The sequence below is a fragment of the Nonomuraea muscovyensis genome (assembly GCF_014207745.1).
In the GTDB taxonomy this organism is placed as follows: domain Bacteria; phylum Actinomycetota; class Actinomycetes; order Streptosporangiales; family Streptosporangiaceae; genus Nonomuraea; species Nonomuraea muscovyensis.
Genome location: NZ_JACHJB010000002.1, coordinates 1,727,431 through 1,754,416, shown reverse-complemented (window position 1 = coordinate 1,754,416; position 26,986 = coordinate 1,727,431). Strand labels below are relative to the sequence as shown.

20 protein-coding genes and 3 rRNA genes are annotated in these 26,986 nt (G+C 68.8%); 14 read left to right on the top strand and 9 right to left on the bottom strand.

All coding sequences use genetic code 11. The features are described 5' to 3' along the window. The first annotated feature begins 26 nt into the window (after positions 1 to 26). From FHU36_RS24880 to FHU36_RS24870, 3 genes are all read left to right on the top strand, one after another. Complete coding sequence (locus FHU36_RS24880) at positions 27 to 1,226, top strand: argininosuccinate synthase (protein ID WP_185086272.1); 1,200 nt, start codon at positions 27 to 29, stop codon at positions 1,224 to 1,226. A 100-nt stretch (positions 1,227 to 1,326) separates the two neighbouring features. Continuing rightward, a complete protein-coding gene (argH, locus tag FHU36_RS24875) occupies positions 1,327 to 2,724 on the top strand; it encodes an argininosuccinate lyase (RefSeq protein WP_185087601.1) in 1,398 nt (465 codons plus the stop codon). Then, on the top strand, positions 2,706 to 3,515 hold the full coding sequence (locus FHU36_RS24870; protein WP_185086271.1) for a DNA-3-methyladenine glycosylase: 810 nt from the start codon (positions 2,706 to 2,708) through the stop codon (positions 3,513 to 3,515). The genes argH and FHU36_RS24870 overlap by 19 nt, the downstream gene beginning before the upstream one ends. On the opposite strand, the gene FHU36_RS24865 is transcribed toward FHU36_RS24870, so the two are convergent. Further along, a complete protein-coding gene (locus tag FHU36_RS24865; RefSeq protein ID WP_185086270.1) occupies positions 3,455 to 3,856 on the bottom strand; it encodes a PH domain-containing protein in 402 nt (133 codons plus the stop codon). The two genes, FHU36_RS24870 and FHU36_RS24865, sit on opposite strands and share 61 nt — an antisense overlap. 86 nt (positions 3,857 to 3,942) lie before the next feature. Here FHU36_RS24865 and tyrS point away from each other — a divergent pair, with 86 nt between their 5' ends. Next, a complete protein-coding gene (gene tyrS / locus FHU36_RS24860) occupies positions 3,943 to 5,208 on the top strand; it encodes a tyrosine--tRNA ligase (protein WP_185086269.1) in 1,266 nt (421 codons plus the stop codon). Between the two features lie 79 nt (positions 5,209 to 5,287). Here tyrS and FHU36_RS24855 read toward each other — a convergent pair whose 3' ends face one another. The 3 genes from FHU36_RS24855 to FHU36_RS24845 all read right to left on the bottom strand — a co-directional run bounded on the left by FHU36_RS24855 (position 5,288) and on the right by FHU36_RS24845 (position 6,376). Beyond that, positions 5,288 to 5,485, bottom strand: a complete 198-nt coding sequence (locus FHU36_RS24855; RefSeq protein WP_185086268.1) for a hypothetical protein — start codon at positions 5,483 to 5,485, stop codon at positions 5,288 to 5,290. Positions 5,486 to 5,996: 511 nt separating this feature from the next. Continuing rightward, the gene (locus tag FHU36_RS24850; RefSeq protein WP_185086267.1) at positions 5,997 to 6,164 is read right to left on the bottom strand and encodes a hypothetical protein; all 168 of its coding nucleotides are present in this window, start codon (positions 6,162 to 6,164) and stop codon (positions 5,997 to 5,999) included. Further along, the gene (locus tag FHU36_RS24845) at positions 6,149 to 6,376 is read right to left on the bottom strand and encodes a hypothetical protein (protein ID WP_185086266.1); all 228 of its coding nucleotides are present in this window, start codon (positions 6,374 to 6,376) and stop codon (positions 6,149 to 6,151) included. The genes FHU36_RS24850 and FHU36_RS24845 overlap by 16 nt, the downstream gene beginning before the upstream one ends. A 376-nt stretch (positions 6,377 to 6,752) precedes the next feature. Between FHU36_RS24845 and FHU36_RS24840 the strand changes: the two genes are divergently transcribed. From FHU36_RS24840 to rrf, 4 genes are all read left to right on the top strand, one after another. Beyond that, positions 6,753 to 7,346: an HAD family hydrolase gene (locus FHU36_RS24840; RefSeq protein ID WP_185086265.1), complete on the top strand. Its 594-nt coding sequence runs from the start codon at positions 6,753 to 6,755 to the stop codon at positions 7,344 to 7,346. Between the two features lie 479 nt (positions 7,347 to 7,825). Then, positions 7,826 to 9,347 (top strand): 16S ribosomal RNA (locus FHU36_RS24835). A gap of 367 nt (positions 9,348 to 9,714) precedes the next feature. Next, positions 9,715 to 12,819, top strand: a 23S ribosomal RNA gene (locus FHU36_RS24830). 145 nt (positions 12,820 to 12,964) lie between these two features. After that, positions 12,965 to 13,081: ribosomal RNA gene (rrf, locus tag FHU36_RS24825) — 5S ribosomal RNA — on the top strand. The 16S, 23S and 5S rRNA genes sit together here, the layout of an rRNA operon. A gap of 69 nt (positions 13,082 to 13,150) precedes the next feature. Here the strand turns inward: rrf and FHU36_RS46905 are convergent. Further along, a complete protein-coding gene (locus FHU36_RS46905; protein ID WP_221496563.1) occupies positions 13,151 to 13,726 on the bottom strand; it encodes a transposase in 576 nt (191 codons plus the stop codon). Positions 13,727 to 14,034: 308 nt separating this feature from the next. Then, complete coding sequence (locus FHU36_RS44820; protein ID WP_312891964.1) at positions 14,035 to 14,145, bottom strand: transposase; 111 nt, start codon at positions 14,143 to 14,145, stop codon at positions 14,035 to 14,037. A gap of 953 nt (positions 14,146 to 15,098) precedes the next feature. Between FHU36_RS44820 and FHU36_RS24815 the strand changes: the two genes are divergently transcribed. Together FHU36_RS24815 and FHU36_RS24810 are read left to right on the top strand one after the other, a co-directional pair. Then, positions 15,099 to 16,619 carry an ABC transporter transmembrane domain-containing protein gene (locus tag FHU36_RS24815; RefSeq protein ID WP_221496562.1) on the top strand — a complete coding sequence of 507 codons (1,521 nt, stop codon included), beginning with the start codon at positions 15,099 to 15,101 and terminating at the stop codon, positions 16,617 to 16,619. After that, positions 16,616 to 18,370 carry an ABC transporter ATP-binding protein gene (locus FHU36_RS24810; RefSeq protein WP_185086264.1) on the top strand — a complete coding sequence of 585 codons (1,755 nt, stop codon included), beginning with the start codon at positions 16,616 to 16,618 and terminating at the stop codon, positions 18,368 to 18,370. Before FHU36_RS24815 ends, FHU36_RS24810 begins: the two co-directional genes overlap by 4 nt. A 237-nt stretch (positions 18,371 to 18,607) precedes the next feature. Here the strand turns inward: FHU36_RS24810 and FHU36_RS24805 are convergent, their stop codons facing one another. Further along, on the bottom strand, positions 18,608 to 20,356 hold the full coding sequence (locus FHU36_RS24805; RefSeq protein ID WP_185087770.1) for a hypothetical protein: 1,749 nt from the start codon (positions 20,354 to 20,356) through the stop codon (positions 18,608 to 18,610). Between FHU36_RS24805 and FHU36_RS24800 the strand changes: the two genes are divergently transcribed. Beyond that, positions 20,300 to 21,433 (top strand): hypothetical protein, encoded by a 1,134-nt coding sequence (locus FHU36_RS24800; protein ID WP_221496561.1) that lies wholly within the window; start codon positions 20,300 to 20,302, stop codon positions 21,431 to 21,433. The genes FHU36_RS24805 and FHU36_RS24800 overlap by 57 nt on opposite strands. 503 nt (positions 21,434 to 21,936) lie before the next feature. Here the strand turns inward: FHU36_RS24800 and FHU36_RS24795 are convergent. Next, positions 21,937 to 22,863, bottom strand: coding sequence for an MBL fold metallo-hydrolase (locus tag FHU36_RS24795; protein ID WP_185086263.1), 927 nt, complete (start codon positions 22,861 to 22,863; stop codon positions 21,937 to 21,939). A 109-nt stretch (positions 22,864 to 22,972) separates the two neighbouring features. Here FHU36_RS24795 and FHU36_RS24790 point away from each other — a divergent pair, with 109 nt between their 5' ends. After that, the gene (locus FHU36_RS24790; RefSeq protein ID WP_185086262.1) at positions 22,973 to 23,371 is read left to right on the top strand and encodes a single-stranded DNA-binding protein; all 399 of its coding nucleotides are present in this window, start codon (positions 22,973 to 22,975) and stop codon (positions 23,369 to 23,371) included. A gap of 213 nt (positions 23,372 to 23,584) precedes the next feature. Here FHU36_RS24790 and FHU36_RS24785 read toward each other — a convergent pair whose 3' ends face one another. Continuing rightward, positions 23,585 to 25,027, bottom strand: coding sequence for a DUF1015 family protein (locus FHU36_RS24785; protein ID WP_185086261.1), 1,443 nt, complete (start codon positions 25,025 to 25,027; stop codon positions 23,585 to 23,587). Between the two features lie 110 nt (positions 25,028 to 25,137). Here FHU36_RS24785 and FHU36_RS24780 point away from each other — a divergent pair, with 110 nt between their 5' ends. Together FHU36_RS24780 and FHU36_RS24775 are read left to right on the top strand one after the other, a co-directional pair. Beyond that, a complete protein-coding gene (locus FHU36_RS24780; protein ID WP_185086260.1) occupies positions 25,138 to 25,566 on the top strand; it encodes a tetratricopeptide repeat protein in 429 nt (142 codons plus the stop codon). Positions 25,567 to 26,011: 445 nt separating this feature from the next. Next, on the top strand, positions 26,012 to 26,983 hold the full coding sequence (locus tag FHU36_RS24775) for an HAD-IIA family hydrolase (protein ID WP_185086259.1): 972 nt from the start codon (positions 26,012 to 26,014) through the stop codon (positions 26,981 to 26,983). Positions 26,984 to 26,986 lie beyond the last annotated feature (3 nt).

The following is a 26,986-nucleotide window of genomic DNA, read 5'->3' as shown; positions in this document are numbered from 1 at the left end:
GAGCCTGCAAGGAAAGGTCCAGCACGATGTCCGAGAGAGTAGTCCTCGCGTTCTCTGGAGGCCTCGACACCTCCGTCGCCATCCCGTTCCTCGCCGAGAAGATGGACGCCGAGGTCATCGCCGTCGCGGTGGACCTCGGCCAGGGCGGCGAGGACATGGAGGCCATCCAGAAGCGCGCGATGGACTGCGGCGCCGTCGAGTCGGTCGTCGTGGACGCCAAGGAGGAGTTCGCCGCCGACTTCTGCGTGCCCGCGCTGCGCGCCAACGCCCTCTACATGGACCGCTACCCGCTGCTGTCGTCGCTGTCGCGGCCGCTCATCGTCAAGCACCTCGTCACCGCGGCCAAGCGGTTCGGCGGCACCGTCGTCTCCCACGGCTGCACCGGCAAGGGCAACGACCAGGTCCGCTTCGAGGCCGGCCTGGCCGCGCTCGCGCCCGACCTGCGCGTCGTCGCTCCGGCCCGCGACTTCGCCTGGACCCGCGACAAGGCGATCGAGTTCGCCGAGGAGAAGGGCCTGCCGATCGAGACCAGCAAGAAGAACCCGTTCTCCATCGACCAGAACCTGTGGGGCCGCGCCGTCGAGACCGGCTACCTGGAGGACATCTGGAACGGGCCGACCGAGGACGTCTACGCCTACACCGCCGACCCGGCCACGCCACGTGACCCCGACGAGGTCGTCATCACCTTCGAGCAGGGCGTCCCCGTCAAGCTCGACGGCCGGTCGCTGACGCCGTACCAGGTCGTCGAGGAGCTCAACCGGCGCGCCGGCGCGCAGGGCGTCGGCCGGATCGACATGGTCGAGGACCGCCTCGTCGGCATCAAGTCACGCGAGGTGTACGAGGCGCCCGGCGCGATCGCGCTGATCACCGCGCACATGGAGCTGGAGAACGTCACCGTCGAACGCGACCTGGCCCGCTTCAAGCGGGGCGTCGACCAGCGCTGGAGCGAGCTCGTCTACGACGGCCTGTGGTTCTCGCCGCTGAAGGACGCGCTCGACGCCTTCATCGACGACGCCCAGAGGCACGTCTGCGGCGACGTCCGGATGACCCTGCACGGCGGCCGCGCCGTGGTCACCGGCCGGCGCTCCGAGCAGTCCCTGTACGATTTCTCGCTGGCCACCTACGACACCGGCGACACCTTCGACCAGTCCCTGGCCAGGGGCTTCGTCCAGCTCTTCAGCCTTCCTTCCAAGATCGCTGCTGCCCGGGACGCGAAGCACGGGTGAGGTGCACTATGGTCGCGCAGGAGCCACGGGGAGGCCCCCGCACCGGCGCGACCACAAGATCTTGACAAGGAGGAGACTGACGGTGAGTGAGGGTAAGCCGATGCGGCTGTGGGGCGGACGTTTCGAGGGAGGCCCGTCCGACGCGCTGACGCGGCTGTCGGTGAGCGTGCACTTCGACTGGCGGCTCGTGCCGTACGACCTGGCGGCGTCGCGTGCGCACGCCCGCGTGCTGCACCGGGCCGGACTCCTGACGGCCGACGAGCTGGAGCGCATGATCGGCGCGCTCGACGACCTGGAGCGGGCCTGCAAGGCGGGCGAGTTCCGGCCGACGGTCGCCGACGAGGACGTGCACACGGCGCTGGAACGCGGCCTGCTGGAGCGGCTCGGCTCGCTCGGCGGCAAGCTGCGCGCCGGGCGCAGCCGTAATGACCAGATCGCCACCGACCTGCGCCTCTACCTGCGCGACCACGCGCGCACGATCGTCTCCCGGCTGGTGGAGCTGGAGACGGCGCTGATGGAGCAGGCCGAGCAGCACGCCGACACGGCCGCGCCCGGCATGACGCACCTGCAGCACGCGCAGCCGGTCTCGTTCGGTCACCAGTTGCTCGCGCACGTGCACGCCTTCGCCCGCGACATCGACCGGCTCACCGACTGGGACAAGCGCGCGGCGGTCTCGCCGCTCGGCTCCGGCGCGCTGGCCGGCTCGTCGCTGCCGCTCGACCCGCAGGCCGTGGCGGCGGAGCTGGGCTTCGACAGCGCGGCGCCCAACTCGATGGACGCCGTCTCCGACCGCGACTTCGCCGCCGAGTTCCTGTTCGACGCGGCCATGATCGGCGTGCACCTGTCGCGGCTCGGCGAGGAGATCGTGCTGTGGGCCTCGCAGGAGTTCCGCTGGATCGAGATGGACGACGCCTACTCCACCGGCTCGTCGATCATGCCGCAGAAGAAGAACCCCGACGTGGCCGAGCTGGCCCGCGGCAAGTCCGGGCGGCTCATCGGCAACCTCATGTCGCTGCTGACGACGCTGAAGGGCCTGCCGCTGACCTACAACCGCGACCTGCAGGAGGACAAGGAGCCGGTGTTCGACGCCGTCGACACGCTGCTGCTCGTCCTGCCCGCGATGGCCGGGCTGGTCGCGACCATGCGGGTCAACACCGCCCGGCTGGAGGCGTCGGCCCCCGACGGGTTCGCGCTCGCCACCGACCTGGCCGAGCTGCTGGTCCGGCGCGGCGTGCCGTTCCGTGACGCGCACGAGGCCGTCGGCCACCTCGTGGTGTGGTGCCAGGTCAACGACCGCGACCTCGGCGAGCTGTCCGACGAGGAGCTCGGCAAGGTGTCGGAGCACCTGACGCCCGACGTCCGCGACGTGCTCAACGTGGCCGGCGCGCTCGCCGCGCGCAAGGCGCACGGCGGCACCGCCCCCGACCGGGTGCGCGACCAGCTCGCCGCGCTGCGCGAGGCGGTCGACGCGCAGGCGGCATGGGCCTCGGGCTCCTGACCACCGAGCCGCTGCCGCGCTCGTTCTTCGACCGGCCGTCCCACGAGGTGGCGCCCGACCTGCTCGGGCGCGTCCTCGTGCACGGCGGCTCGGGCGGCGGTCCAGGCGGCGGTGCGGACTGCGGCTTGGCGGACGGCCTGGTCGGCGGCGTCGCGGTGCGGCTCACGGAGGTCGAGGCGTACGGCGGGCCGGGCGAGGACCCGGCCGCCCACACCTACCGCGGCCCGACCCCGCGCAACGCGGTGATGTTCGGGCCGCCTGGACACCTGTACGTGTACTTCACCTACGGCATGCACTTCTGCGCCAACCTGGTGTGCCTGCCCGAGGGCCACGGGTCGGCGGTGCTGCTGCGCGCCGGGGAGGTCGTCGCCGGCCACGACCTCGCCCGCCTGCGCCGCTCCGGCGGCGCCCCGGCGGGCGGGGCCGCACCGGACGGCGACGGCGGCCCGCCCCCGCGGGCCGCCCGGCGGGTGTCCGACCGGGACCTCGCCCGCGGCCCCGCCCGGCTGGCGACCGCGCTCGGGCTGGCCCGCGAGCACAACGGGATCGACGCGACAGCACCGCGCGACCCGGCGGCCCACCTGCCCGGCCCGGCCGCCGTGGTGCTGGCGGGCAGCCCGCCCGAACCCGGACTGATCAGGTCAGGCCCGCGCACCGGCATCTCGACGGCCAAGGAGACGCCGTGGAGGTTCTGGATCGACGGCGACCCGACCGTCTCGCCGTACCGGCCTCATGTGCCGCGCCGGCGCAGCGCCGCCGCCACCTCAGTGGGGGACGCGCCCAGGTCGTGAGCGCTGAAGACGTGCAGGTTGTCGCCCGTGTCGATCTCCAGCATCTCGCTGCGCAGCCCCCACCGCCGGCGGACGTCCACCTTGACGTCCTCGATCTGCTCCCACGGCACGTGCCGCCGGCCCGCGTAGCCGTGCACCACGGTGATGCCGCTCTCGTCGGCGGCCAGCCGCACCGGGACGATCAGGTCGCGCAGCCCCATCGCGCCCACCAGCACCGCGGCGGGGACCGCCAGGATCACGCCGCGCACGTCGCCGCCGGCGAACCAGTGGACGGCGAGCCCGGCACATGCCAAAGCCCCTAAAATCTTGAAAACGGCCAGCTCGCGACGGACCCTCCACATGGGGATCGAGACTATATCCAAGTGGCGGTCTTGCGGCGCGATCGGGCACGCTGTAAACACCCGACACCTACTGGAAAGCCGGCACCGTGACCGACATTCTCGATGAGCTCGAATGGCGCGACGTCCTCGCCCAGACCACCGACATCGACGCCCTGCGCAAGGCGCTGTCGGAGGGCCCGATCACGGTCTATGGGGGCTTCGACCCGACGGCGCCGTCGCTGCACGTCGGAAACCTCGCCACGTTGCTGATCCTGACCCGCTTCCAGCGTGCCGGTCACCGGCCGATCGGGCTCGTCGGCGGCGCCACCGGGCTCATCGGCGATCCGAGCGGCCGCAGCACCGAGCGCACCCTCAACACCTCCGAGGTCGTCGCCGAGTGGGTGGCCAAGATCCGCGTGCAGGTGGAGAAGTTCCTGTCCTTCGACGCCGGGCCCACCGCGGCGACGCTGGTCAGCAACCTCGACTGGACCGCGCAGATGTCGGCCATCGACTTCCTGCGCGACGTCGGCAAGCACTTCCCGGTCAACCGGATGCTGGCCCGCGAGTCGGTGTCGGCGCGCCTGGGCGGTGACGGGCTCAGCTACACCGAGTTCAGCTACCAGATCCTGCAGGCCAACGACTACCTCGAGCTCTACCGGCGCCAAGGCTGCACGCTGCAGCTCGGCGGCAGCGACCAGTGGGGCAACATCACCGCGGGCGTCGACCTCATCCGCCGTGTCGAGGGCGCCCACGTGCACGCCCTGACCGGCAAGCTGATCACCAAGTCCGACGGCACCAAGTTCGGCAAGACGGCGGGCGGCGCGGTCTGGCTCGACGGCTCGCTGACCTCGCCGTACGCGTTCTACCAGTACTGGCTGAACGCCGACGACCGCGACGTGGTGCGCTTCCTCAAGGTCTTCACCTTCCGCTCCCGCGAGGAGATCGAGGCCCTGGAGAAGGCCGTCGCCGACCGGCCGTTCGCCCGCGAGGCACAGCGCACGCTCGCCGAGGACATGACCACGCTGGTGCACGGCGAGGCGGAGCTGGCGGCGGTGGTGGCGGCGTCCAAGGCGCTGTTCGGGCAGGGTTCGCTGGAGGAACTGCCCGCCGCGACGCTGGAGGCAGCACTGGCCGAGGTACCCAAGGCGACGGTGCCCGCGCTGGGCGCCCCGTACGTCGACCTGCTGGCCGAGAGCGGGCTGGTGGAGTCGAAGTCGGCGGCCCGCCGGGCGGTCAAGGAGGGCGGCGCCTACCTCAACAACGTCAAGATCACCGACGAGGCCTACGTGCCGACGGCCGACGACCTGCTGCACGGCCGGTTCATGGTGCTGCGGCGCGGCAAGAAGTCGATCGGCGGCGTCGAGGTCGGCTGACCCGGTTCGGGAGCGTGGGCGGGTTCCGCCCACGCTCCCGCGTGACGCCGCCTCTCGTGCGGGTGGGCGCCGGGCCGGATCAGGGCCGGGCGAACAGCGCCACGGCGAGACCCGGCAGCTCGGCCGGTGCCACGACCTGACCTGCCCGAAGCCGGTGGCTTGGGACGGCCTTCACTCTCGGCATCCTCAGCCCGGCGGCTTGGACGGCCTCCACTCTCGGCCCCGCCGCCTTGGTGTCCCGCCACACCAGCTGGACCCGCTGCCGGTCGCCGAGCATGGCCGCGTTGTCGGTGCGTTCCGGAACGTGAACCCGCCCGGCTGCGGAGCGCGGTACGCCGGCAGCACCTCGGCCGGCCTGCCGGGCAGGGCGCGGTGCAGGCCCGCCCGCACCGAGCTCCGCCCGAAGACGATCGCGTCCCCGGCCCGCGCCCGCACCTGGCCGACCGCGCCCGGGAAGTCCTCGAACCGCCCGTTGTGTTGCCGCAGTTCGCCATACAGGGCCAGCCGGGGTACGAGTGGCGGCAACCGGCACGCGGACGGTCCGGGACCCTGGCCGCCGTGCCCGGCAGGCACGCCGCAGCGACGCCCGCCGGCGGCGCCATCGCCGGGGTGGTCACGAACGGGTAGCGGTCCACGTACGCCGGTGTCACCAGGTGCGACACGGGGGGAGCAGCGGCCGCACGCCACCCACCCCGCCGGCGCCCAGTCTCGGCCGTCCGTCCGCCGGGCGAACGGGAGCCCCGCCGCCACCGCCGACAGCCTCGCTCCCACGGCCGCCACGCCCGTGGTCACCAGCGGGACTTCAGCAGCGCCTCCGGGCCCTTCAGCGGGATCCAGACTGATTGCGCACCGCGGACCGTAGCCGGCCCCAGCAGGTGTGCCGGCACGCCGCCCACGACGAGCGCGGGAGCCGCCCGCAGCAGCAGCGTACGGCGGGGCGTCAGCGCCACTGGCACCGGCAACTGCGCCGGTAGCGGCGCACGGCGAACAGGTGGGCGCACGACACCAACGCCACCGACACCGCGCTCAGCCCCCAGCCGCGTCCGCGCGCCGCCCGGTGCAACGCCCAGAACGACAGCGTCACCGCCGCCGCGGGAAGGCGTACGTCCCGTTGTAGGACGTGGCAGGACCCCATGGGCAGCATCGCGAGGATGGCCGCGGCCGCCACCCCCCCACAGGCACATTGCGCACGCGCCGCCCCAGGTCGGCCACGAACCACGCGGCCACCCCGACGCCCGGCGCCGACGGCAGCTCGAACCACAGTCCGGCCGTGCCCGCCTGCACCCACGGGCGCCAGAACAGTCAGGGGGCAGGAGGTACCCGTCGATGTTCGCGGGCAGCTCCCCCAGTCCCGGCAGGGAACGCGAGGCGGCGCTCGGCGTGGCCGGCCCGGTGCCGTCCAGCGAGGCCGAGCCCGATTCGGTGAGGGTCGCGAGGAACGCGACGGGGCCTGTCGTCAGCCAGAGGATCCACCGGCGGGACAGGAGGAGCGAGGGCGGCGACATCAGTCACGGGGGCAGGGACGCGCGCATAGGCTCGGAACCATGTCTGATGTGATCGTTTTCGACCTGTACGGCGTCATCGCCCGTACCCAGACGGAGGAGGCGCGGCGCCGGCTCGTGGAACTGGCCGGGGTGCCGGGGGAGCGGTTCTGGGAGGCGTACTGGGCCTGCCGTCCCGCCTACGACGCCGGTCAGGACTCGTCCGCCTACTGGGCCGCGGTCGCCGCCCGCCTGAGAGCCCGTTTCGTCGACGTGCCGGCGCTGGTCGAGGCGGACATCGACAGCTGGAGCGCGGTGGACGAGGAGATGGTCGGCCTGGTGTGCGAGCTGGCCGACCAGGGCCGCACGCTGGGGTTGCTGTCGAACATCATCGAGGACCTGGTGCCCGTGTGGGAGTCGCGGCACCGGGGATGGCTCGGGAGGTTCGCGGCGCTGACGTTCTCGTGCCGGATCGGGGTGGCCAAGCCGGACCGGCGGGCGTACGAGATCTGCGCGGCCCGGATGGGGGTGGCGCCGTCGCGGGTGCTGTTCATCGACGACAACGAGGCGAATGTCGTGGCGGCACGGGAGGCGGGCATGTCGGCGGAGCTGTTCACCTCGCCCGCCCAGGTGCGTGCCCTCGTGGCCGGGCGCTGACCACGGGCTTCGCGGGGAAACGCCGGCCGCGGCGGTGCCCGCCGGCCGGCGCGATTTGACGAGTCGCGGAAGGCGACCTAATGTTTCACCTCGCCCGGGAGTGAGCCGGACGCCGGACAGGCGGACGGGCCTCGGGCAAGCCCCTTGAGAACACCACTCGGCCGAGGCGCTTCGCGGCGCTCAGGTCCGAGTCGTCGTGGGCGCGTCCAGATCACCGGAAAATCGGTTGATTCGACACGGCCTCGATGCCACGGTAAGTTACGAGGGTTGCCCCGGAGACGGGGCACTGGGATCGGCGAGATCGGGATTGACACGGGATCGCGAGCCTGGTAAGATTAAAACGTGAAGTGTGCGCCTCTCTGAGGTTCTGGGGATTACGCGTCCGTTTCTTGAGAACTCAACAGTGTGTTAAAAGCCAGTGCATGATGCACAACCCCGTCATTTCGGTGACGGATTCCTTTTATAGCTAGATCAGACCTTTTTTGGAGAGTTTGATCCTGGCTCAGGACGAACGCTGGCGGCGTGCTTAACACATGCAAGTCGAGCGGAAAGGCCCTTCGGGGTACTCGAGCGGCGAACGGGTGAGTAACACGTGAGTAACCTGCCCCTGACTCTGGGATAAGCCCGGGAAACTGGGTCTAATACCGGATACGACCGGCTCTCGCATGAGATGCTGGTGGAAAGTCTTTTCGGTTGGGGATGGACTCGCGGCCTATCAGCTTGTTGGTGGGGTAGTGGCCTACCAAGGCGACGACGGGTAGCCGGCCTGAGAGGGCGACCGGCCACACTGGGACTGAGACACGGCCCAGACTCCTACGGGAGGCAGCAGTGGGGAATATTGCGCAATGGGCGAAAGCCTGACGCAGCGACGCCGCGTGGGGGATGACGGCCTTCGGGTTGTAAACCTCTTTCAGCAGGGACGAAGTTGACGTGTACCTGCAGAAGAAGCGCCGGCTAACTACGTGCCAGCAGCCGCGGTAATACGTAGGGCGCAAGCGTTGTCCGGAATTATTGGGCGTAAAGAGCTCGTAGGTGGCTGGTCGCGTCTGCCGTGAAAGCCCGCAGCTTAACTGCGGGTCTGCGGTGGATACGGGCCGGCTAGAGGTAGGTAGGGGCAAGTGGAATTCCTGGTGTAGCGGTGAAATGCGCAGATATCAGGAGGAACACCGGTGGCGAAGGCGGCTTGCTGGGCCTTACCTGACGCTGAGGAGCGAAAGCGTGGGGAGCGAACAGGATTAGATACCCTGGTAGTCCACGCTGTAAACGTTGGGCGCTAGGTGTGGGGATCTTCCACGATCTCCGTGCCGGAGCTAACGCATTAAGCGCCCCGCCTGGGGAGTACGGCCGCAAGGCTAAAACTCAAAGGAATTGACGGGGGCCCGCACAAGCGGCGGAGCATGTTGCTTAATTCGACGCAACGCGAAGAACCTTACCAAGGTTTGACATCACCCGGAAAGCTTCAGAGATGGAGCCCTCTTCGGACTGGGTGACAGGTGGTGCATGGCTGTCGTCAGCTCGTGTCGTGAGATGTTGGGTTAAGTCCCGCAACGAGCGCAACCCTTGTTCCATGTTGCCAGCGGCGCCTTCGGGCGGCCGGGGACTCATGGGAGACTGCCGGGGTCAACTCGGAGGAAGGTGGGGATGACGTCAAGTCATCATGCCCCTTATGTCTTGGGCTGCAAACATGCTACAATGGCCGGTACAGAGGGCTGCTAAGCCGTGAGGCGGAGCGAATCCCTAAAAGCCGGTCTCAGTTCGGATTGGGGTCTGCAACTCGACCCCATGAAGTCGGAGTCGCTAGTAATCGCAGATCAGCAACGCTGCGGTGAATACGTTCCCGGGCCTTGTACACACCGCCCGTCACGTCACGAAAGTCGGCAACACCCGAAGCCCGTGGCCCAACCAGCTTGCTGGGGGGAGCGGTCGAAGGTGGGGCTGGCGATTGGGACGAAGTCGTAACAAGGTAGCCGTACCGGAAGGTGCGGCTGGATCACCTCCTTTCTAAGGAGCATCGATCAGGGTTCATCTCCTGGTCTACGTCGAGGTCGTGAGTGAACGTCTCACGCTCGGCAGCTCATTAGTGGAGCACTGGCTAGTCAACCAGGCTGGATCGCCTGCGGGTTGGTACCGCCTCTTTCGGGAGGAGTGGGAAGGCGCGTTGTGGGGGTTCTGGTTGGTTGAACACACTGTTGGGTCCTGAGGGAACGGACATGCGACGGGCCTGCTTCGGCGGGCTCGTGGTTTGTGGGTCCTCAGTCAGGGCCGGCCTCCTGCCATACCAGTCCAGTGTTTGCTGGGTGTTGGTGGTGGGGTGGGTTGGTCGCTGGTTGTTGTTTGAGATTTGCATAGTGGACGCGAGCATCTTTGTGGCCAAGTTTTTTAGGGCACACGGTGGATGCCTTGGCATCAGGAGCCGATGAAGGACGTGGGAGGCTGCGTTAAGCCTCGGGGAGTCGCCAACCAGACGTTGATCCGGGGATGTCCGAATGGGGAAACCTAGCACCAGTCATGTGGTGTTGCCTCCGCCTGAATGTATAGGGCGGTTGGTGGTAACGCGGGGAAGTGAAACATCTCAGTACCCGTAGGAAGAGAAAACAACAGTGATTCCGTGAGTAGTGGTGAGCGAAAGCGGATGAGGCTAAACCGGGCGTGTGTGATAGCCGGCAGGCGTTGCATGTTCGGGGTTGTGGGACCTCCTTTCAGTCTCTGCCGGGACTGTGAAGAGTGATAAATCTGTTCGATAGTTGAAGCCTCTGGGAAGGGGCGCCGTAGACCGTGAGAGCCGGGTAGACGAAATCGGATGGACTCTTTGGGGTGTTCCCGAGTAGCACGGGGCTCGAGGAATCCTGTGTGAATCTGCCAGGACCACCTGGTAAGCCTAAATACTCCCTGATGACCGATAGTGCACGAGTACCGTGAGGGAAAGGTGAAAAGTGCCCCGGTGAGGGGTCGTGAAATAGTACCTGAAACCGTGTGCCTACAAGCCGTAGGAGCGTAGTCGTTCTTCGGAGCGGCTGTGATGTGACTGCGTGCCTTTTGAAGAATGAGCCTGCGAGTTATGGTGTGTGGCGAGGTTAACCCGTGTGGGGGAGCCGTAGCGAAAGCGAGTCTGAATAGGGCGTTTGAGTCGCATGCTGTAGACCCGAAGCGGAGTGATCTACGCATGGGCAGGTTGAAGCTCAGGTAAGACTGGGTGGAGGACCGAACCCACCAGGGTTGAAAACCTGGGGGATGACCTGTGTGTAGGGGTGAAAGGCCAATCAAACTCCGTGATAGCTGGTTCTCCCCGAAATGCATTTAGGTGCAGCGTTGCGTGTTTCTTGCCGGAGGTAGAGCACTGGATGGCCGATGGGCCCGACAAGGTTACTGACGTCAGCCAAACTCCGAATGCCGGTAAGTGAGAGCGTGGCAGTGAGACTGCGGGGGATAAGCTTCGTAGTCGAGAGGGAAACAGCCCAGATCACCGACTAAGGCCCCTAAGCGTGTGCTAAGTGGGAAAGGATGTGGAGTCGCAGAGACAACCAGGAGGTTGGCTTAGAAGCAGCCACCCTTGAAAGAGTGCGTAATAGCTCACTGGTCAAGTGATTCCGCGCCGACAATGTAGCGGGGCTCAAGTACACCGCCGAAGTCGTGGCACTCATCACCTTGTGTGGTGGGTGGGTAGGGGAGCGTCGTGCATCCGGTGAAGCCGCCGAGTGATCGAGTGGTGGAGGGTGTGCGAGTGAGAATGCAGGCATGAGTAGCGAATCGAGGGTGAGAAACCCTCGCGCCGGATGACCAAGGGTTCCTGGGGCAGGCTAATCCGCCCAGGGTAAGTCGGGACCTAAGGCGAGGCCGACAGGCGTAGTCGATGGACAACGGGTTGATATTCCCGTACCCGCTTCAACGCGCCCATATTGAACCTCGTGATGCTAAGAGTCCTTAAGTCAGCTGCTTCTTCGGAAGCGGTGTTAGGCTGAACGCTCGATCCGATCGGGTAGTAGGTAAGCGATGGGGTGACGCAGGAAGGTAGTCCAGCCCAGGCGATGGTTGTCCTGGGGTAAGCATGTAGCCCGTGTTGTAGGCAAATCCGCAACACTTGTGGGTGAGATGTGATGCCGAGCCGATTGTGGCGAAGTGGATGATCCTATGCTGCCGAGAAAAGCCTCTAGCGAGTGTTGTGGCGGCCCGTACCCTAAACCGACTCAGGTGGTCAGGTAGAGAATACTAAGGCGATCGGGTGAACTGTGGTTAAGGAACTCGGCAAATTGCCCCCGTAACTTCGGGAGAAGGGGGACCTCTGCTGGTGATAGGCCTTGCGCTTGGAGCTGGTGGGGGTCGCAGTGGCCAGGGGGAAGCGACTGTTTACTAAAAACACAGGTCCGTGCGAAGTCGTAAGACGATGTATACGGACTGACGCCTGCCCGGTGCCGGAACGTTAAGGGGACCGCTTAGCTGACTTCGGTTGGCGAAGGTGAGAACTTAAGCGCCGGTAAACGGCGGTGGTAACTATAACCATCCTAAGGTAGCGAAATTCCTTGTCGGGTAAGTTCCGACCTGCACGAATGGCGTAACGACTTCCCCGCTGTCTCAACCGCAGACCCGGCGAAATTGCATTACGAGTAAAGATGCTCGTTACGCGCAGCAGGACGGAAAGACCCCGGGACCTTCACTACAGCTTGACATTGGCGTTTGGAGCGTCTTGTGTAGGATAGGTGGGAGACTGGGAAGCTCGGACGCTAGTTCGGGTGGAGTCATTGGTGAAATACCACTCTGGTCGTTTTGAACGTCTAACTCTGGTCCGTGATCCGGATCGGGGACAGTGTCTGGTGGGTAGTTTAACTGGGGCGGTTGCCTCCTAAAGGGTAACGGAGGCGCCCAAAGGTTCCCTCAGCCTGGTTGGTAATCAGGTGTTGAGTGTAAGTGCACAAGGGAGCTTGACTGTGAGACTGACGGGTCGAGCAGGAGCGAAAGCTGGGACTAGTGATCCGGCATCGGCGTGTGGAAGCGGTGTCGCTCAACGGCTAAAAGGTACCCCGGGGATAACAGGCTGATCTTCCCCAAGAGTCCATATCGACGGGATGGTTTGGCACCTCGATGTCGGCTCGTCGCATCCTGGGGCTGGAGTAGGTCCCAAGGGTTGGGCTGTTCGCCCATTAAAGCGGTACGCGAGCTGGGTTTAGAACGTCGCGAGACAGTTCGGTCCCTATCCGCTGCGCGCGCAGGAGACTTGAAAGGGGCTGTCCCTAGTACGAGAGGACCGGGACGGACGAACCTCTGGTGTGCCAGTTGTACCGCCAGGTGCACGGCTGGTTGGCTACGTTCGGAAGGGATAACCGCTGAAAGCATCTAAGCGGGAAGCTCGCCTTGAGATGAGGTCTCCCACCACGTGAGTGGGTAAGGCTCCCGGTAGACGACCGGGTTGATAGGCCGGAGGTGGAAGCACGGTAACGTGTGGAGCTGACCGGTACTAATAGGCCGAGGACTTGACCACAAAGCATTGTTCGTGTCTGTGTGTGTGCTGCGCTCTGTTACTCTTCGCCGGGTCCGGAGCAGCGCTGCAGGCAGACCGTTCTTGCTCGCGTCCACTACGCAATTCTGAGACAGCAAACAGTTGTGTTTGTGTGGTCTCGTGGGGTTACGGCGGTTATGGCGGGAAGGAAACACCCGGTTACATTCCGAACCCGGAAGTTAAGCTTCTCAGCGCCGATGGTACTGCACTCGGGAGGGTGTGGGAGAGTAGGTCACCGCCGGACAATTTTTTGATTAGGGGGTCTCACCTTCGGGTGGGGCCCCTTTTTCTGTTTGTGGGGTCGGTCCCGGGTCTATGTGGTGTGAGCTCTGCCCTGCAGTGCGCTTCGCGGTGGTGCCGGTGCATCCCGTTCAGCCGGACGCACAGGGTGGCGCAGCACGGGGATGTCGTCTGATGGGGATGACGCGCGGAAATAGCGTGCATGGGGCACCCCGTCTGCCCGGGCCTGGGGCGTGCCGCCGTCGAGGGTCAGTCGGCCGTGCCGCTGGTTGCATTGCTGGCTCGCTCCGCCGGGCGTATGGGCGAAGACTTCCAGGAGGTCTGAACCGGCACGCGCTCGAGATGCTGGCATCGAGGCCTGTGCGGGCCTGCGAATCGGTGGGATCGGCACGTGCGAGGTTGACAGCGCCGTAGCGGATAGCGAGGGGGCATACCGGAAGTGTCCGGATAGAGGCTTTGAGCGGGGTTGAGGCACCCACGGGCTCGTCGGGTGGTAGCGCATCGGGTCCGCGATCGCTGGGTTCTCCGGGTTGCGGAAGCCGTAGGCGTCGCGGGCGATGGTCTTGATGACGCGGTTGGTGCCGTCGGAGCCGGCGTTGGTGATCCCGATGCGGAGAACGGCGAGGATCTCGCTCCACCAGGTCTCCAACGTGTCGCCAGACGCTCCAGCCCGGGTAGTTCGGAGGAGGCACGACGATCGTAGAAGCGGAACAGCCGGTCGGCGATGACATGCCGGTCCGGCTGTGTATGCGCCAGGGCCAGCAGGTCGAGCAGGTCTTCCTTGGCGTTCCAGGCAGCCAGGATCGGACGGCCGATCTTCTTGGGCAGCGCCTGCGGGTCGTCAATCATCGGGTCGAGTTGGCAGCCCATGCATCCGGGCCGCTGAGCGGGTCAGCGGGTTACGCAGTTCCCGCTCCCGGTTGCCCTTGCGTCCGCGACGCCCTCGCACCTGGACCGTCACCGGCGGCGGACCTCGGGGAGCGCGGCGTTGGCGAGCTGAACGATGAGGAAGTGATCCACAACCAGAACGGCGTGCGGCAACGCGGCGCGCACAGCCGCTTTGTAGATCGCGCACCTGTCGATGGCCCCATGGCTGACCCGCTGGCTTCCACTCCTGCCCGCGCGCGTCCAGCCAGTCGATTACCACCTGGCTGGTCCGGCCTTCGACCTGGCCGAGCAGCCCCTGCCCGCGGGACAGGTCGACAAGGCTGACGTGCCAGCGGTCCGCCACGGCCTGCCATGCCTGAGCTTGTTCGTCGAAGCTCCATCGTGGTCGGCTGCGGCGGGTCTCATCGATCCCCAGCACCGCCACCGGCTCGGGCTCGTCCGGCAGGACCCGGGCGGCATACGCTGAACGCAGCCGAGACAACCGGGCAGGACACGCCGTGATCGCGCGCGGACCGCACGCCCGTCCGGCCGCCATCGGCCACCGCCGCACCGCCGTAACCGCAGCGTCAGACGCGACCGGGCAGGGAGCTGCTCCACCTGCTCGGTGAACGGCCGGCGCGGACACTCCCGTTGGTCGCAATGCCAGCGGCGTTTACGCCGGCGCAGCCGGCAGGTCGGTCCCCGACGGGGAGATCACGCGGGCTGGCCGTCACCCACTCCTTCATCCGGGTGGCCGACACCCCGCACTCCGGACAGGTCCGGGCCCGCTCATCCAGCGGCTCCAGCCAGACAACAGGCCCCCGGCCAGCACCCTCATCCCGGGCGATGACCTTGGTGACCAGCACGCCTTCCAGGCCCAGCAGCCGGGTCGTGTCGTTGACCACGCTCACGGCTTCTCTGTTGTGAGATCTTGCTTCGACAACAGGAATGATCAACGAGAGCGGCGAGCACCCTCAAGACCGGCTGCGTACCTACTATCCGCGAGCGGGGCTTCGCGCACCGTGGCGACGTCGCCGTCACGGGTGCACCCGGGCAGCGCGACAAGGAGGGACCGATCACCTGGGTCAGCCGCTACGAACGGCCGCTCCAGGGCGGGCAAAGAGGCGTTAAAGCCATGCTCTAGCGTGACCACCATGAAGGCGGCTCGATATCTGTGCTGGCTGGCCTGGGCGCAGAAGGGCCGGGTCGCGCTGGGCGCGACGCTGGGAACCCTCTGGATGGTGGGCCTGACGCTCCCGCCGTACCTGCTGTCCAGGGCGATCGACGACAACCTGGCGCCCGGCTGGGTGCTGGCGCTGCTCGGCGCGGGCCTGGTCAACGCCTGGCTGGCGATGTTGCGGCACCGCACGATGACCAAGATCCGGATGGACGCCAACTTCCGCATCGTGCGCGCCCTGGTCGAGCAGATCAACAAGCTGGGCGCCGACCTGCCCAAGCGCGCTTCGACGGGCGACGTGGTGACGATCGGCATCGGCGACGTCATCACCATCGCCGCCTCGCTGACGGTGACCGGCCCCGGCGTGGGCGCGGTGATCAGCTACGGCGTGGTGGCGGCGCTGCTGCTGCAGGTCTCCGTGGTGCTGGCCGTGGTGGTGCTGCTGGGCGTGCCGCTGCTGGCGATCCTGCTCGGCCCGCTGCTCGGGCGGCTGATGAAGGTGCAGAACGGCTACCGCGAGAACCAGGGCAGGCTGACCACCCGCCTGGTCGACCTGATCGAGGGGCTGCGGGTGCTCAACGCCTTCGGCGGCAAGGGCACCTACGCCGAGCGGTACCGCACCGACTCGGCGAGCCTGCGCGAGCAGGGCTACCGGGTGGCGTCGCTGACGAGTTGGATCGGCGCGCTGGGCGCCGGATTGCCCGCCCTGTTCCTGGCCGCCGTCACCTGGCTGGGCGCCCGGCTGGCCGCCGAGGGGGCGATCACGGTGGGCGAGCTGGTCGGCGTATACGGCTACATCGCCGTGCTGGTGGTGCCGGTCTCCTTCTTCATCGAGGGCAGCTTCCAGATCAGCCACGGCCTGGTCGCCGCCCGCCAGGTCACCCGCTTCCTCGCGCTGCGCGCCGAGGAGCGGCCCCGGCCCGCCTGGCCGGAGGTCGCGCCGGGGAGCCTGGTGGGGCTGGTCAGTGCCCGGCCCGAGGAGGGCGTGGCGCTGCTCGAAGGGCTGGGCGGGTTCGACGGCACCTCCCTGATCGCCGACCACGACGCCGCCCTGTTCGCGGGCACGCTGCGCGAGGTCCTCCAGGGCCGGGGCGAGGCGGACGACGAGGCCATCCACCGGGCCGTGCACGTCGCCGCGGCGCAGGACGTGGTCGCAGGGCTGCGCCACGGGCTCGACTCGATGATCGAACCCGGTGGCCGCAACCTGTCGGGCGGCCAGCGTCAGCGCGTGCGCCTGGCCCGGGCGCTGCTGGCCGAGCCCGAGGTGCTGCTGGCCGTGGAGCCCACCTCCGCGCTGGACGCGCACACCGAGTCCCTCCTCGCGGGGCGACTCCGTACGGCACGCGCCGGTCGTACGACCGTCGTGGCCACCACCTCACCGCTGCTGCTCGCCCAGGCCGACCAGGTGCTGTTCATCGAGGACGGGCGGGTGGCCGCCTCCGGCACCCACCATGAGCTGATGGAGTCCACCCCCGCCTACCGATCGGTGCTCGCATGAACCGCGACCTGCCCATCGCCGACCGCCAGCAGGTCCGGCGGGCCGCCCTACGCCTGGTCAGGCGCGACGTGCCGGGCTTCACCGCGACGCTGCTGCTCAACAGCCTCGCGGCGGCCGCGGCGCTGGTCAGCCCGTGGTTGCTGGGCCGCATCATCGACTCCATCAGCGCCGGAGGCACGGTCGACCTGCTCGCCGCGATCGCCGTGGGCGCGGCGCTGGCCCAGCTGGTCCTGTCCAGGTACGCCGAGAAGATCGGCACCCGCTTCAGCGAGCGTGTCCAGGAACACATCCGCGCCGAACTCCTGGACCGCGTGCTGGCCCTGCCCGCCGCCACGGTCGAGCACACCCGCACCGGCGACCTGACCACCCGCGGAACCACCGACGTGGCCGTCGTCGGCCGCACCCTGCGCGACGCCGCCCCCGCGATCCTCGTCTCGAGCCTGCAGGCGCTCTTCCTGATCGTCGCCGTCTTCCTGGTCGACCCGGTCCTGGGCGCCTGCGGTCTGCTCGCGCTGGCCGGCATCGTGGCCGCCTCCCGCTGGTATCTTCGCCACGCCCGCCCCGCCTACCTGGAGGAGGGCGCCGCCCGCTCGGAGCTGGCCGAGCACCTGGCCGCCAACGCCGTGGGCGCTCGCACCATCGAGGCCCTGGGCCTGCAGGCCAAGCGCACGCGGGCGGCGGAACGGGTGATCGAGCGCAGCCGGGCCGCCCAGCTGCGGACCCTCTTCCTGCGCGGCGTGCTCTGGCCCTCGGTGGAGGTCTCCTCGCTCCTGCCGCCCGTGCTGGTACTGCTGCTCGGCGGGGTGCTCCTGGACCGCGGCCAGGTCACGCTGGGCGCGGTCGTCACCTGCGTGCTCTACCTGCGCCAGCTCGGCCAGCCGATCGAGACGATCCTGATCTGGCTGGAGCAGCTGCAGAGCAGCGGCGCCTCCTTCGCCAGGATCGAGGGCCTCGCGACACCGGCGCGGGAGGAGATCGCCGCCGCGGCGCCGCAGGGCGACCGCATCGAGGCGTGCGGCGTGCACTTCGCCTACGAAGGCGGCGACGACGTGGTGACCGGCGTCGATCTGACCGTACGGCCCGGCGAGCGCCTGGCCGTCGTCGGCCCCTCGGGAGCCGGCAAGTCCACCCTGGGCAAGCTGCTGGCCGGCATCGACCGCCCCCGCCTGGGCACGGTCACCGTCGGCTCGGTGCCCGTCGCCGACCTCTCCCCCGCCCAACTCCGCGAGCACGTCGTCCTGGTCACCCAGGAACAGCACCTGTTCCTCGGCACCCTCCGCGACAACCTGCTGCTGGCAGATCCGACGGCCGGTGACGACCGCCTGGGCAAGGCGCTGGCGGCGGTCGGCGCCGACTGGGTCGCCTCGCTCGACGACGAGCTGGGGTCCCAGTCGTCCGGCGCCACCCTCGGCCCGGACCGGGTCCAGCAGCTCGCCCTGGCCAGGGTCATCGTGGCCGACCCGCACACCGTCATCCTCGATGAGGCCACCGCCATGCTCGACCCCCGTACGGCCAGGCGCGCAGAACGCTCGCTCGCGGCCGTCCTGGAGGGGCGGACCGTCATCGCGATCGCCCACCGCCTGCACACGGCCCGCGACGCCGACCGGGTGGTCGTCATGGACAACGGCCGGGTGGTGGAGGTCGGAGCCCACGACGAGCTGGTCGCGGCGGGCGGGGTGTACGAGGCGCTGTGGAGGTCGTGGCGCGGCTCGCGGAGTGTCGGCGCCGAACACGATTCTCCGTCGCGCTGACCGGTGAAGCCGGGAGACGGTCAGACCTCGGCGGCGGAGGAAGTTCCTGGGTGAGCGGCAGCCGGCCTTCCCATGACCCCGTTCAACTTCGAAGAGCCCGTACAGAGCAGCCGATATCCACCAGCGGAGGGCGCATGGACGCTCGCGGGCTTGCTACGCTGGAGGAAAGCGGGCCACCCCCACGGGTGGCCTTCGTCGCGTAAGGCCCGAGGGCGGGCAGCGACCAGCCACGGCCCGTCATGTGCGATACGGGTCCGCTGAGTGAGCCAACGAAATGGACCAGAAGTGAACAGAGACAACGGGCCGGACGGCGGACAGCGCGGACGAGGCGACGACGGAGAGAGACGCTCGTCCGGCGACAGAGGGAGCGGGTACAACCCGCGCGGGGGTGACCAGGACAGGTCCAGAGGAGACCGTCCGTTCCGCTCCGACGAGCGCTCCAGCGGCCGCGACGATCGCGGGCAGCGCCGCGAGGGCGGAGACCGGCGGCCGTACCAGGGCCGTGGCTACGGTGAGCGCTCCGGTAACCGCGGCCAGGACGACCGTGGTCCCCGCCATGAGGGCGGGTTCCGCGATGATCGTGGTCCGCGTCGTGATGATGATCGCCGTCCGTTCCGTGACCGTGATGATCGTGGTCCGCGTCGTGATGATGATCGCCGTCCGTTCCGTGACCGTGATGATCGTGGTCCGCGTCGTGAGGGCGGGTTCGGCGGCGCTGGTGGTCCGCGTCGTGAGGGCGGGTTCGGCGGCGCTGGTGGTCCGCGTCGTGAGGGCGGGTTCGGCGGCGCTGGTGGTCCGCGTCGTGAGGGCGGGTTCCGCGATGATCGTGGTCCGCGTCGTGATGATGATCGCCGTCCGTTCCGTGACCGTGATGATCGTGGTCCGCGTCGTGAGGGCGGGTTCGGCGGCGCTGGTGGTCCGCGTCGTGAGGGCGGGTTCGGCGGCGCTGGTGGTCCGCGTCGTGAGGGCGGGTTCGGCGGCGCTGGTGGTCCGCGTCGTGAGGGCGGGTTCGGCGGCGCTGGTGGTCCGCGTCGTGAGGGCGGGTTCGGCGGCGATCGTGGCCCTCGCCGTGAGGGCGGGTTCGGCGGCGATCGCGGTCCGCGTCGTGAGGGCGGGTTCCGCGATGATCGTGGTCCGCGTCGTGAGGGCGGGTTCCGCGATGATCGTGGTCCGCGTCGTGATGATGATCGCCGTCCGTTCCGTGACCGTGATGATCGTGGCCCTCGCCGTGAAGGTGGGTTCGGCGGCGCTGGTGGTCCGCGTCGTGAGGGCGGGTTCGGCGGCGATCGTGGCCCTCGCCGTGAGGGCGGGTTCGGCGGCGATCGCGGTCCGCGTCGTGAGGGCGGGTTCCGCGATGATCGTGGTCCGCGTCGTGAGGGCGGGTTCCGCGATGATCGTGGTCCGCGTCGTGATGATGATCGCCGTCCGTTCCGTGACCGTGATGATCGTGGCCCTCGCCGTGAAGGTGGGTTCGGCGGCGCTGGTGGTCCGCGTCGTGAGGGCGGGTTCCGCGATGATCGTGGTCCGCGTCGTGATGATGATCGCCGTCCGTTCCGTGACCGTGATGATCGTGGTCCGCGCCGTGAGGGCGGGTTCGGCGGCGATCGCGGTCCGCGTCGTGAGGGCGGGTTCCGCGACGACCGTGGACCTCGTCAAGGCTTCCGTGATGATCGTGGTCCGCGCCGTGAGGGCGGGTTCGGCGGCGATCGTGGTCCGCGCCGTGAGGGCGGCTTCCGCGATGACCGCGGACCGCAGCGCGACGGTGGTTACCAGGGCGACCGCGCCCGGCCCTTCTCTCGCGACCGCGACGAGCAGTCCGCCGGCGGGGCGCGTGCCCGGTACGGCCGGCCGGACCGGGAGGACGCACCGCAGCGCGAGAGGCTTCCCGAGGTCGCGCCCGACATCACCGCCGACGAACTCGACAAGGAGGTGCGCGATGAGCTCCGTTCCCTCCCCGGCGACCTGGCCGAACTGGTGGGCAGGCACCTCGTCGCCGCCGAGCGGGCTCTCGAGGACGACGACCCGGACCGGGCGCACGAGCACACCAGCGTGGCACGGAGGTTCGCGGCTCGCATCGGTGTCGTCCGCGAGGCGGCCGGCATCGTCGCCTACCGCGCCGGACACTACTCCGAGGCGCTCAGCGACCTGCGGGCCGCGAGGCGGATGACAGGATCGGACGCCTACCTGCCCGTCATGGCCGACTGCGAGCGTGGCCTCGGCCGACCCGAGCGCGCCCTTGACCTGGTGCGCTCACCTGAGGCCGAGCGCCTCGACAGGGCCGAGCGCATCGAGCTGGCCATCGTGGAGTCCGGCGCGCGCCGTGACCTCAACCAGCACGACGCCGCCGTCATCACCCTTCAGCGCCTCCCCGAACTGCGCGACCCGGAGCAGAAGCCCTGGTCGGCGCGGCTCGCGTTCGCGTACGCCGATGCGCTGGCGGAGGCAGGCCACCAGGAGGCGGCGACCGACTGGTTCGCCCGCGCGATGGCGTTCGACGAGGACGGTGAGACCGACGCGGCCGAGCGCTACGCCGAGCTGACCGGCGCGGTCATCGAGGACCTCGAAGAGGACTTCGACGACGCCGACACGGACGACGCCGACACGGACGCCATCGACCAGGCGATCGAGCGGGAGGAGGAAATCGAGGACGAGGCTGCGCTGGCCGAGGCCGACGATCTCCTCACCGAGGACGATGAAGTCCAGGACGACGAGCCGAAGGACGAAGCGGCGACCGACGACCTCAAGGACGAGGAAGTCGAGGACGAGGCCGACGAGGACGGGACGGACGGTGACGATCTCGACGCGGACCCCGGCGTACGCGCCGACGCCGTGACCAAGGAGAAGAACACCGCCGAGCCGTCCCAGCCTGGGGCCCCGGATGATTCCGCGGAGGCCGAGAAGGCCACTGCGGAGCCCGCGCCCACCGGCGAGGACGCGTCCAAGACACAGCCGGCGGAAGCGGCCCCGGACATCAACCTGGCCTTCATCGAGCCGAACTTCGGCGACATTCTCGACGAGCCGGAAGAAGCGCCGACGACGGACAGGCCCAAGCGCGACGATTGACGTCCCGCCGCCTCCGTAGCCAGGTCGTGATCAGCCGTCGTCCATCCCTCTCAGGGGTGGACGGCGGCTTTTCCATGTCCGGGACGTGACGTAGAGGATGAGTTCGTCGGAAGGGGGTCAGCGTGCTGGACGGCGTGTCACGGCCTGACAATCGAAACGCGGACCAGGGCGACAGCCCAAGAAGCCTGTCAGATCCGCGACCGGTGCGTTGCCGATGCTGAGCTGACACATGTCCGTACGCGGTTCGGTGCGGCGGCACGACCAGCGAGGCCCGGCGGGTCGAGCCACACGGCGGCACGCGTACACCGACGTGCGTGAGTCGCATCACGCAGCATGGGCGCACCGAACGAGCCGTGGCAGGTGCCTCAGGCCCGGTGCGCGGGTCCTGTGGCATGCCCCGCCGGACGAGACGGGCTCGCCGGACGGGGCACGCTGTGCGTATGGCCGGATGGACGCGCCTCGCGTACCGGGGCTCCGCGCTGACAGACCGTGCCGGTCGGCTGTTACGGCGACACGCGGTCGAGCCAGTGGAGGATGCCGGCGACGTTCGACGGCGCGCCGCTCAACAACTCGAACTGCTCCGCCGTCTGGTCGTCGGCCTTCAGCGCGCTGTAGCGCTCCTTCGTGCGGTCCCTGACCATGGCCACGGCGTGGTCGAGATCCATGCCTTCGGTGCGTGCCTGCCGGGTCAGGTCCACCCAGATGCGGAGCTCCTCGGCGGACCGTTCGAGCGTCTCCTGGACCGCGTTCACCGGGCCGTAGTGGCTGAACAGCAGCCGCTGCGGCCCCAGAGCCTCGAACAGGGCGATCGAGTTGAGCGCCGTCTGCAGATCGAAGTCCGGTGGCGGTGTGGCAGGCCGCAGGTCACCGGTCTGCGGAAGGTAGACCCCGGCGGCGTCGCCGACGTACAGGTCGCCGGTGCCAGAGTCGACCAGGCCGACGTGGTGCTTGGCATGGCCGGGTGAGTAGTGGCTGCTCAGGGTTCGGCCGTTGCCCAGGTCGATGGAGCCGGTGTCGCCCAGGGCGACGATGCGTTCCGCCTCGGTCGGCGACAGCTCGCCGAAGAGCGTGTCCAGCTTGTCGCCCCACACCATGCGGGCGCTGGCCATCAGCCGGGACGGGTCCGCCAGATGCCGGGCACCCTTCTCGTGTACGACGATCTGCGCGGCAGGGAAGAACCTGGCGATGTCGCCGACCCCTCCGGCATGGTCGAGGTGAATGTGCGTGACGACGACCGTCGCCAGGTCCTGGGGGCCCACGCCCAGGGACGCCAGGGCATCACGCACCACCGGCGCCGACGTGGACGTGCCCGTCTCCACCAGGCAGGGGCGGTCGCCCAGGATCAGGTAGCCGGCGGTGATGCCCGTGTAGCCGGCCATTTTGGTGTCAATCTCATAGACGTCGCCGCCCAGGGCGGTGATGTTGTCCACAGGCGCTCCAAGAGCCGTGTCCGCTATCCCCAGAACGGCGTTCGAGCCGATCCGGCCTCCCCCTCATCGTAAAGAGTGATCTCCACCTGAGCATCGATGGGAGGCGGTAATGGACCGCAACGAGGTCGTTCTGGTGGGAAGGCTGTCCGGGGCAGCCGAGGACAAGACGTTGCCGAGCGGCGACACCCTGACGAAGTGGCGTCTGGTGGTGCGACGGCGCCGCCGCCACAGACGTGGCGGCACCCTGACCGACAGCATCCCCTGCGTCACGTTCGACCAGGAGACGGCCGAGCTGGTCCGGAGCTTGCGGCCTCCTGCGCTGCTGGAGGTGACGGGGGCGTTCCGGTGTCGCATCTACGGCCCGTCGACCGCGAAGGTCTGGCGCTACGAGGTGGAGGTCCTCTCGGCCAGACCGATCGAGGCGGACCCCACCCAGGAGGCGGATCGGGGCGAAGCCCCGAGGCCTTCGCCTCCCCGGCCGGTGGCAGCGCTCGCCGAGGTGGGGTGAGGAAGTGCCGTCACTTTGGGGCTGCCTCTCGCCTGAGTCCAGGCCGTGGTTCAGGCTGGCACGCCGCCTGGTGGTGCCCAGGTGCTTCGACGGTCGGTGGCTCTACGCGCGGGGCGTCCTGGAGGCATCGGGCGGGCTGCGGAAGGTGTGCCCGGCAGGCGGTGCGCCGGGTAGGTGTCGCCCGTGACGGTGGTGCGCCCGTGATGGTGTGGGTCACTCTGTGGCGAACGTGCGTAGGAGCAGCCCCGTTCTGGGCTTGGGGCCGAAGGAGGTGGACTTGCGCGGGACCCGTTCCCCGGCTGCGGCCACGGCCAGTACGTCGTCGACGGCGAGTGGCTTGATGATCACCGCCGTACCACCGTAGCGGACGGCGAGGTCCCTGGCGGCTTGGGCGTCGTGGTGGACGATGCGCACGGCCTGCTCGTCCTCCTCCATGCCCCACACCTTGGGCATGACGAATCGGGTGAGGACGGCGGTGTTCAGTGAGTTCCAGCGATCGGAATGGTCGGCAGGCATGGCGTGTGCCAGCTGCGTGGGGTCGGGATCGGTGAGCAGATGGCTGCCGCCCTCACCCGCCAGCAGGAAGGCGGGCTCCGCCGCCGCGTCCAGCGCGGCCAGGCCCTCGGCGAGCGTGGGATGGTCGTGCACCTGCCACGACCCCTTTGCCCGTGCCGCGGCCTGGGCCAGCGGAAGGCCGGGGATGACGCGGTGGATGGCTTTGAGGTCGGGTGGGTACGCGGTGGAGTCGACAAGGAGCGCCAGCCCGAAGTCCCACGGGCCCACCTGAGGGGTGGCAGGTGGGATCGGCGTCGTGCGGGCGGCGTGCTCCTGGCGCTGGAGGATGCGGTACGTCGCGTACCGGTGATGGCCGTCGGCGATGAGGGCTTGGCGGGGGCGCAGGTCGGCGTTGACGGCGTCGATCTCGGCCTGGTCGGTGATCGCCCACAGGCGGTGGCTCAGGCCGTCGTCCGTGCGTGCGTGGATCAAGGGGGCGCGCGTGGTGGCCACCTCCTCCACCAGGCGCGTCGCCGCACCGTGGTCGCCGTTGTAAAGGAGGAAGATGGGTTCGAGGTTGGCCTGGGTGGTGCTCATCAAGGCCAGGCGGTCGGCGACGGGACCGGGGAAGACGTCCTCGTGGGGCAGGATGATCCCCTGAGCCGGGTCGGCCAGGCCGACGTCTCCGATGAGACCGCGCTGCAGGACTCCGGCGCCGCTCTGTTCGTAGGCGTAGAGGGCGGGGAGGTCGTCTCGAACGAGGACACCCGAGGACAGCCAGGCGCGCAGGGTGTCGCGGGCGGGGCCGTACTTCTGGTCGCCGGAGTCGGTCCGGTCGTCAGGCGCCGGAATTCGCCGGCCGTCGTCGGGATGGGTGGCCGGGGAGGTGCCGGGCGGGGTGGCGGCGGGCTCAGTCGCCGGCGTGGCGGCCTGACCTGCCTCTTCCTGCGGAGTGGCCTGGGGCGACGTGCAGGGAAGGATGAGCCGTACGACGTTGTTGGGATGGGAGTCAAGGAGCGCACGGACATCGCCGTTGGAGATCAGGTCGTAGGGCGGAGACGTCACCTTGGCTGGATCGTCGACGGCGAAGCGGACGCCGCGGAAGGGCCGTAGCACCAGTCCATCCGGCACCGGCAGTTCAGGAGTGCCCATACCGGGCATGCTCCCATAAAGGTCTGAGTCCTCTGGAAGTCGCCCCAACGCCCCAGCCGCGCCCGGTGACGCGGCGAACCGAGCGGATCCGTCGTCTGTCGATGAAGGAGACCTCACGTATGGTCCAAGGAACGAATCCCCACGATGATTCCCCCGGCGCCCCGGAAGGCCACGTTTACGACTGGTACCAGCGTGGGGTGAGACTTCTGCAGGAGGGCAGTCCGGCTGCGGCCGCCGCGCTTCTCGAACGCGCCGCCCTGGCCGAGCCCGGCTCGCGCAGCATCCGCGAGGCGCTGGCCCGGGCCCAGTTCAACTCGCGGCAGTACGCGGAGGCGGCGGAGAGCTTCCGGCAGATCGTCGACGCCAATCCCGCGGAGGACTACGCCCACTTCGGGCTCGGGCTGGCGTTGTGGCGGACAGGAGACGTGGAAGGGGCGCAGGAGCCGTTGGCGATAGCCGTGGCCATGCGTCCCGATGAGCGCCACTACGTGTCCGCGTTGAAAAGCGTACGGGCCACGTTGCGCGCTCGCCGGGAGATGTCACGGTAGGGGCGGGTGCATGGGAGCGGTGACGGCACGCGGCTGACGGGTTTGCCGCAGGGGCTCAAGGGTTTTGAGGTGCGGTGATGGAGCCCTCGGCGATGGCCTGGCCCCGCGGTGCGTGTAGGTGGTGTGGTGGCTGGTTTCCCGTGGTGTGCGGTTGTGGCTGGTGACTTGGCTGTGTGGTGAGTGGGTTGCGTGGGGTGATTCGGTCGGGTGGTGAGTGGGATGCTCACCCGGCCGATGGCGCATGTCCTCCAGCTCAACGACCCGCGCGATCCGTCTGACGCTCGCCGCCGTTGGAGCGCGGGCAAATCCTTGCGCGAGCGATGTGGCCGAGGTCGAGGAGCAGCCGGCGTGGTGGGGCCGGGGATGAGAGTGGGCTGGCCCGCGGTGTGGGTGATGGGCGGCGTTAGAGTCACACAGGCGTAAGAGTGCGACGAAAAGGGGCCACGTGCTGATCGACGGCTACGACACCCTGCTGCTCGACCTCGACGGGGTCGTCTACCTGGGTAGGCACGCGGTGCCGGGGGCGCCCGAGGCGTTGGAGGCGGCGCGCGGGAGAGGCGCGCGGCTCGCGTACGTGACCAACAACGCCTCGCGGACGCCGGCGGCCATCGCCGCGCACCTGCGAGAGCTTGGGGTGCCCGCCGGCGCGGCCGACGTCGTGACGTCCGCCCAGGCTGCGGCCCGGGTGGTGGCGGAGCGCGTTCCGCCCGGCTCGAACGTCCTGGTCGTCGGGGGGACCGGGCTGCGGCTGGCCGTCCGGGACCGGGGGCTCAGGCCGGTCAGCACGGCGTTGGAGGCGCCCGCCGCCGTGGTGCAGGGGATAGCGCCCGGGCTGTCGTACGGGCTGCTGGCGGAGGGGGCGCTGGCGGTTCGGCAGGGGGCGCTGTTCGTCGCGTCCAACAGGGACGGCACCATGCCCACCGACCGTGGCGAGTTGCCGGGGAACGGGTCGATGGTGCGGGTCATCGCCGCGGCGACGGGGGTGGAGCCGGTGTATGCGGGCAAGCCGGATCCGCCACTGCACCGCGAGTCGGTGCTCCGCACCGGGGCGCGCCGGCCGCTGGTCGTCGGGGATCGGCTGGACACCGACATCGAGGGGGCCATGAAAGCGGGGGTGGACGGTCTCGTGGTGCTCACCGGGGTGGCCACGCCGCTCGACCTGCTCACAGCCGCTCCCGAGCACCGGCCCACGTACCTCGCCGAGGGGCTGTCCGCGCTGCTCGAACCGTACCCGGAGGTGCGAGAAGGCGCGTGCGGCGGCTGGCGGGCCCGGTGGGTGGACGACGTGCTGCGGTTGGAGGGGGACGGCAGCCGGATCGACGGGCTGCGGGCGGCGTGTGACGCGGCCTGGGCTCGAGCGGGGCAGGGGCGGGTCGAGGAAGATGCGATCAAGCAGGTGCTCGACCGCATCGGCTAGCTG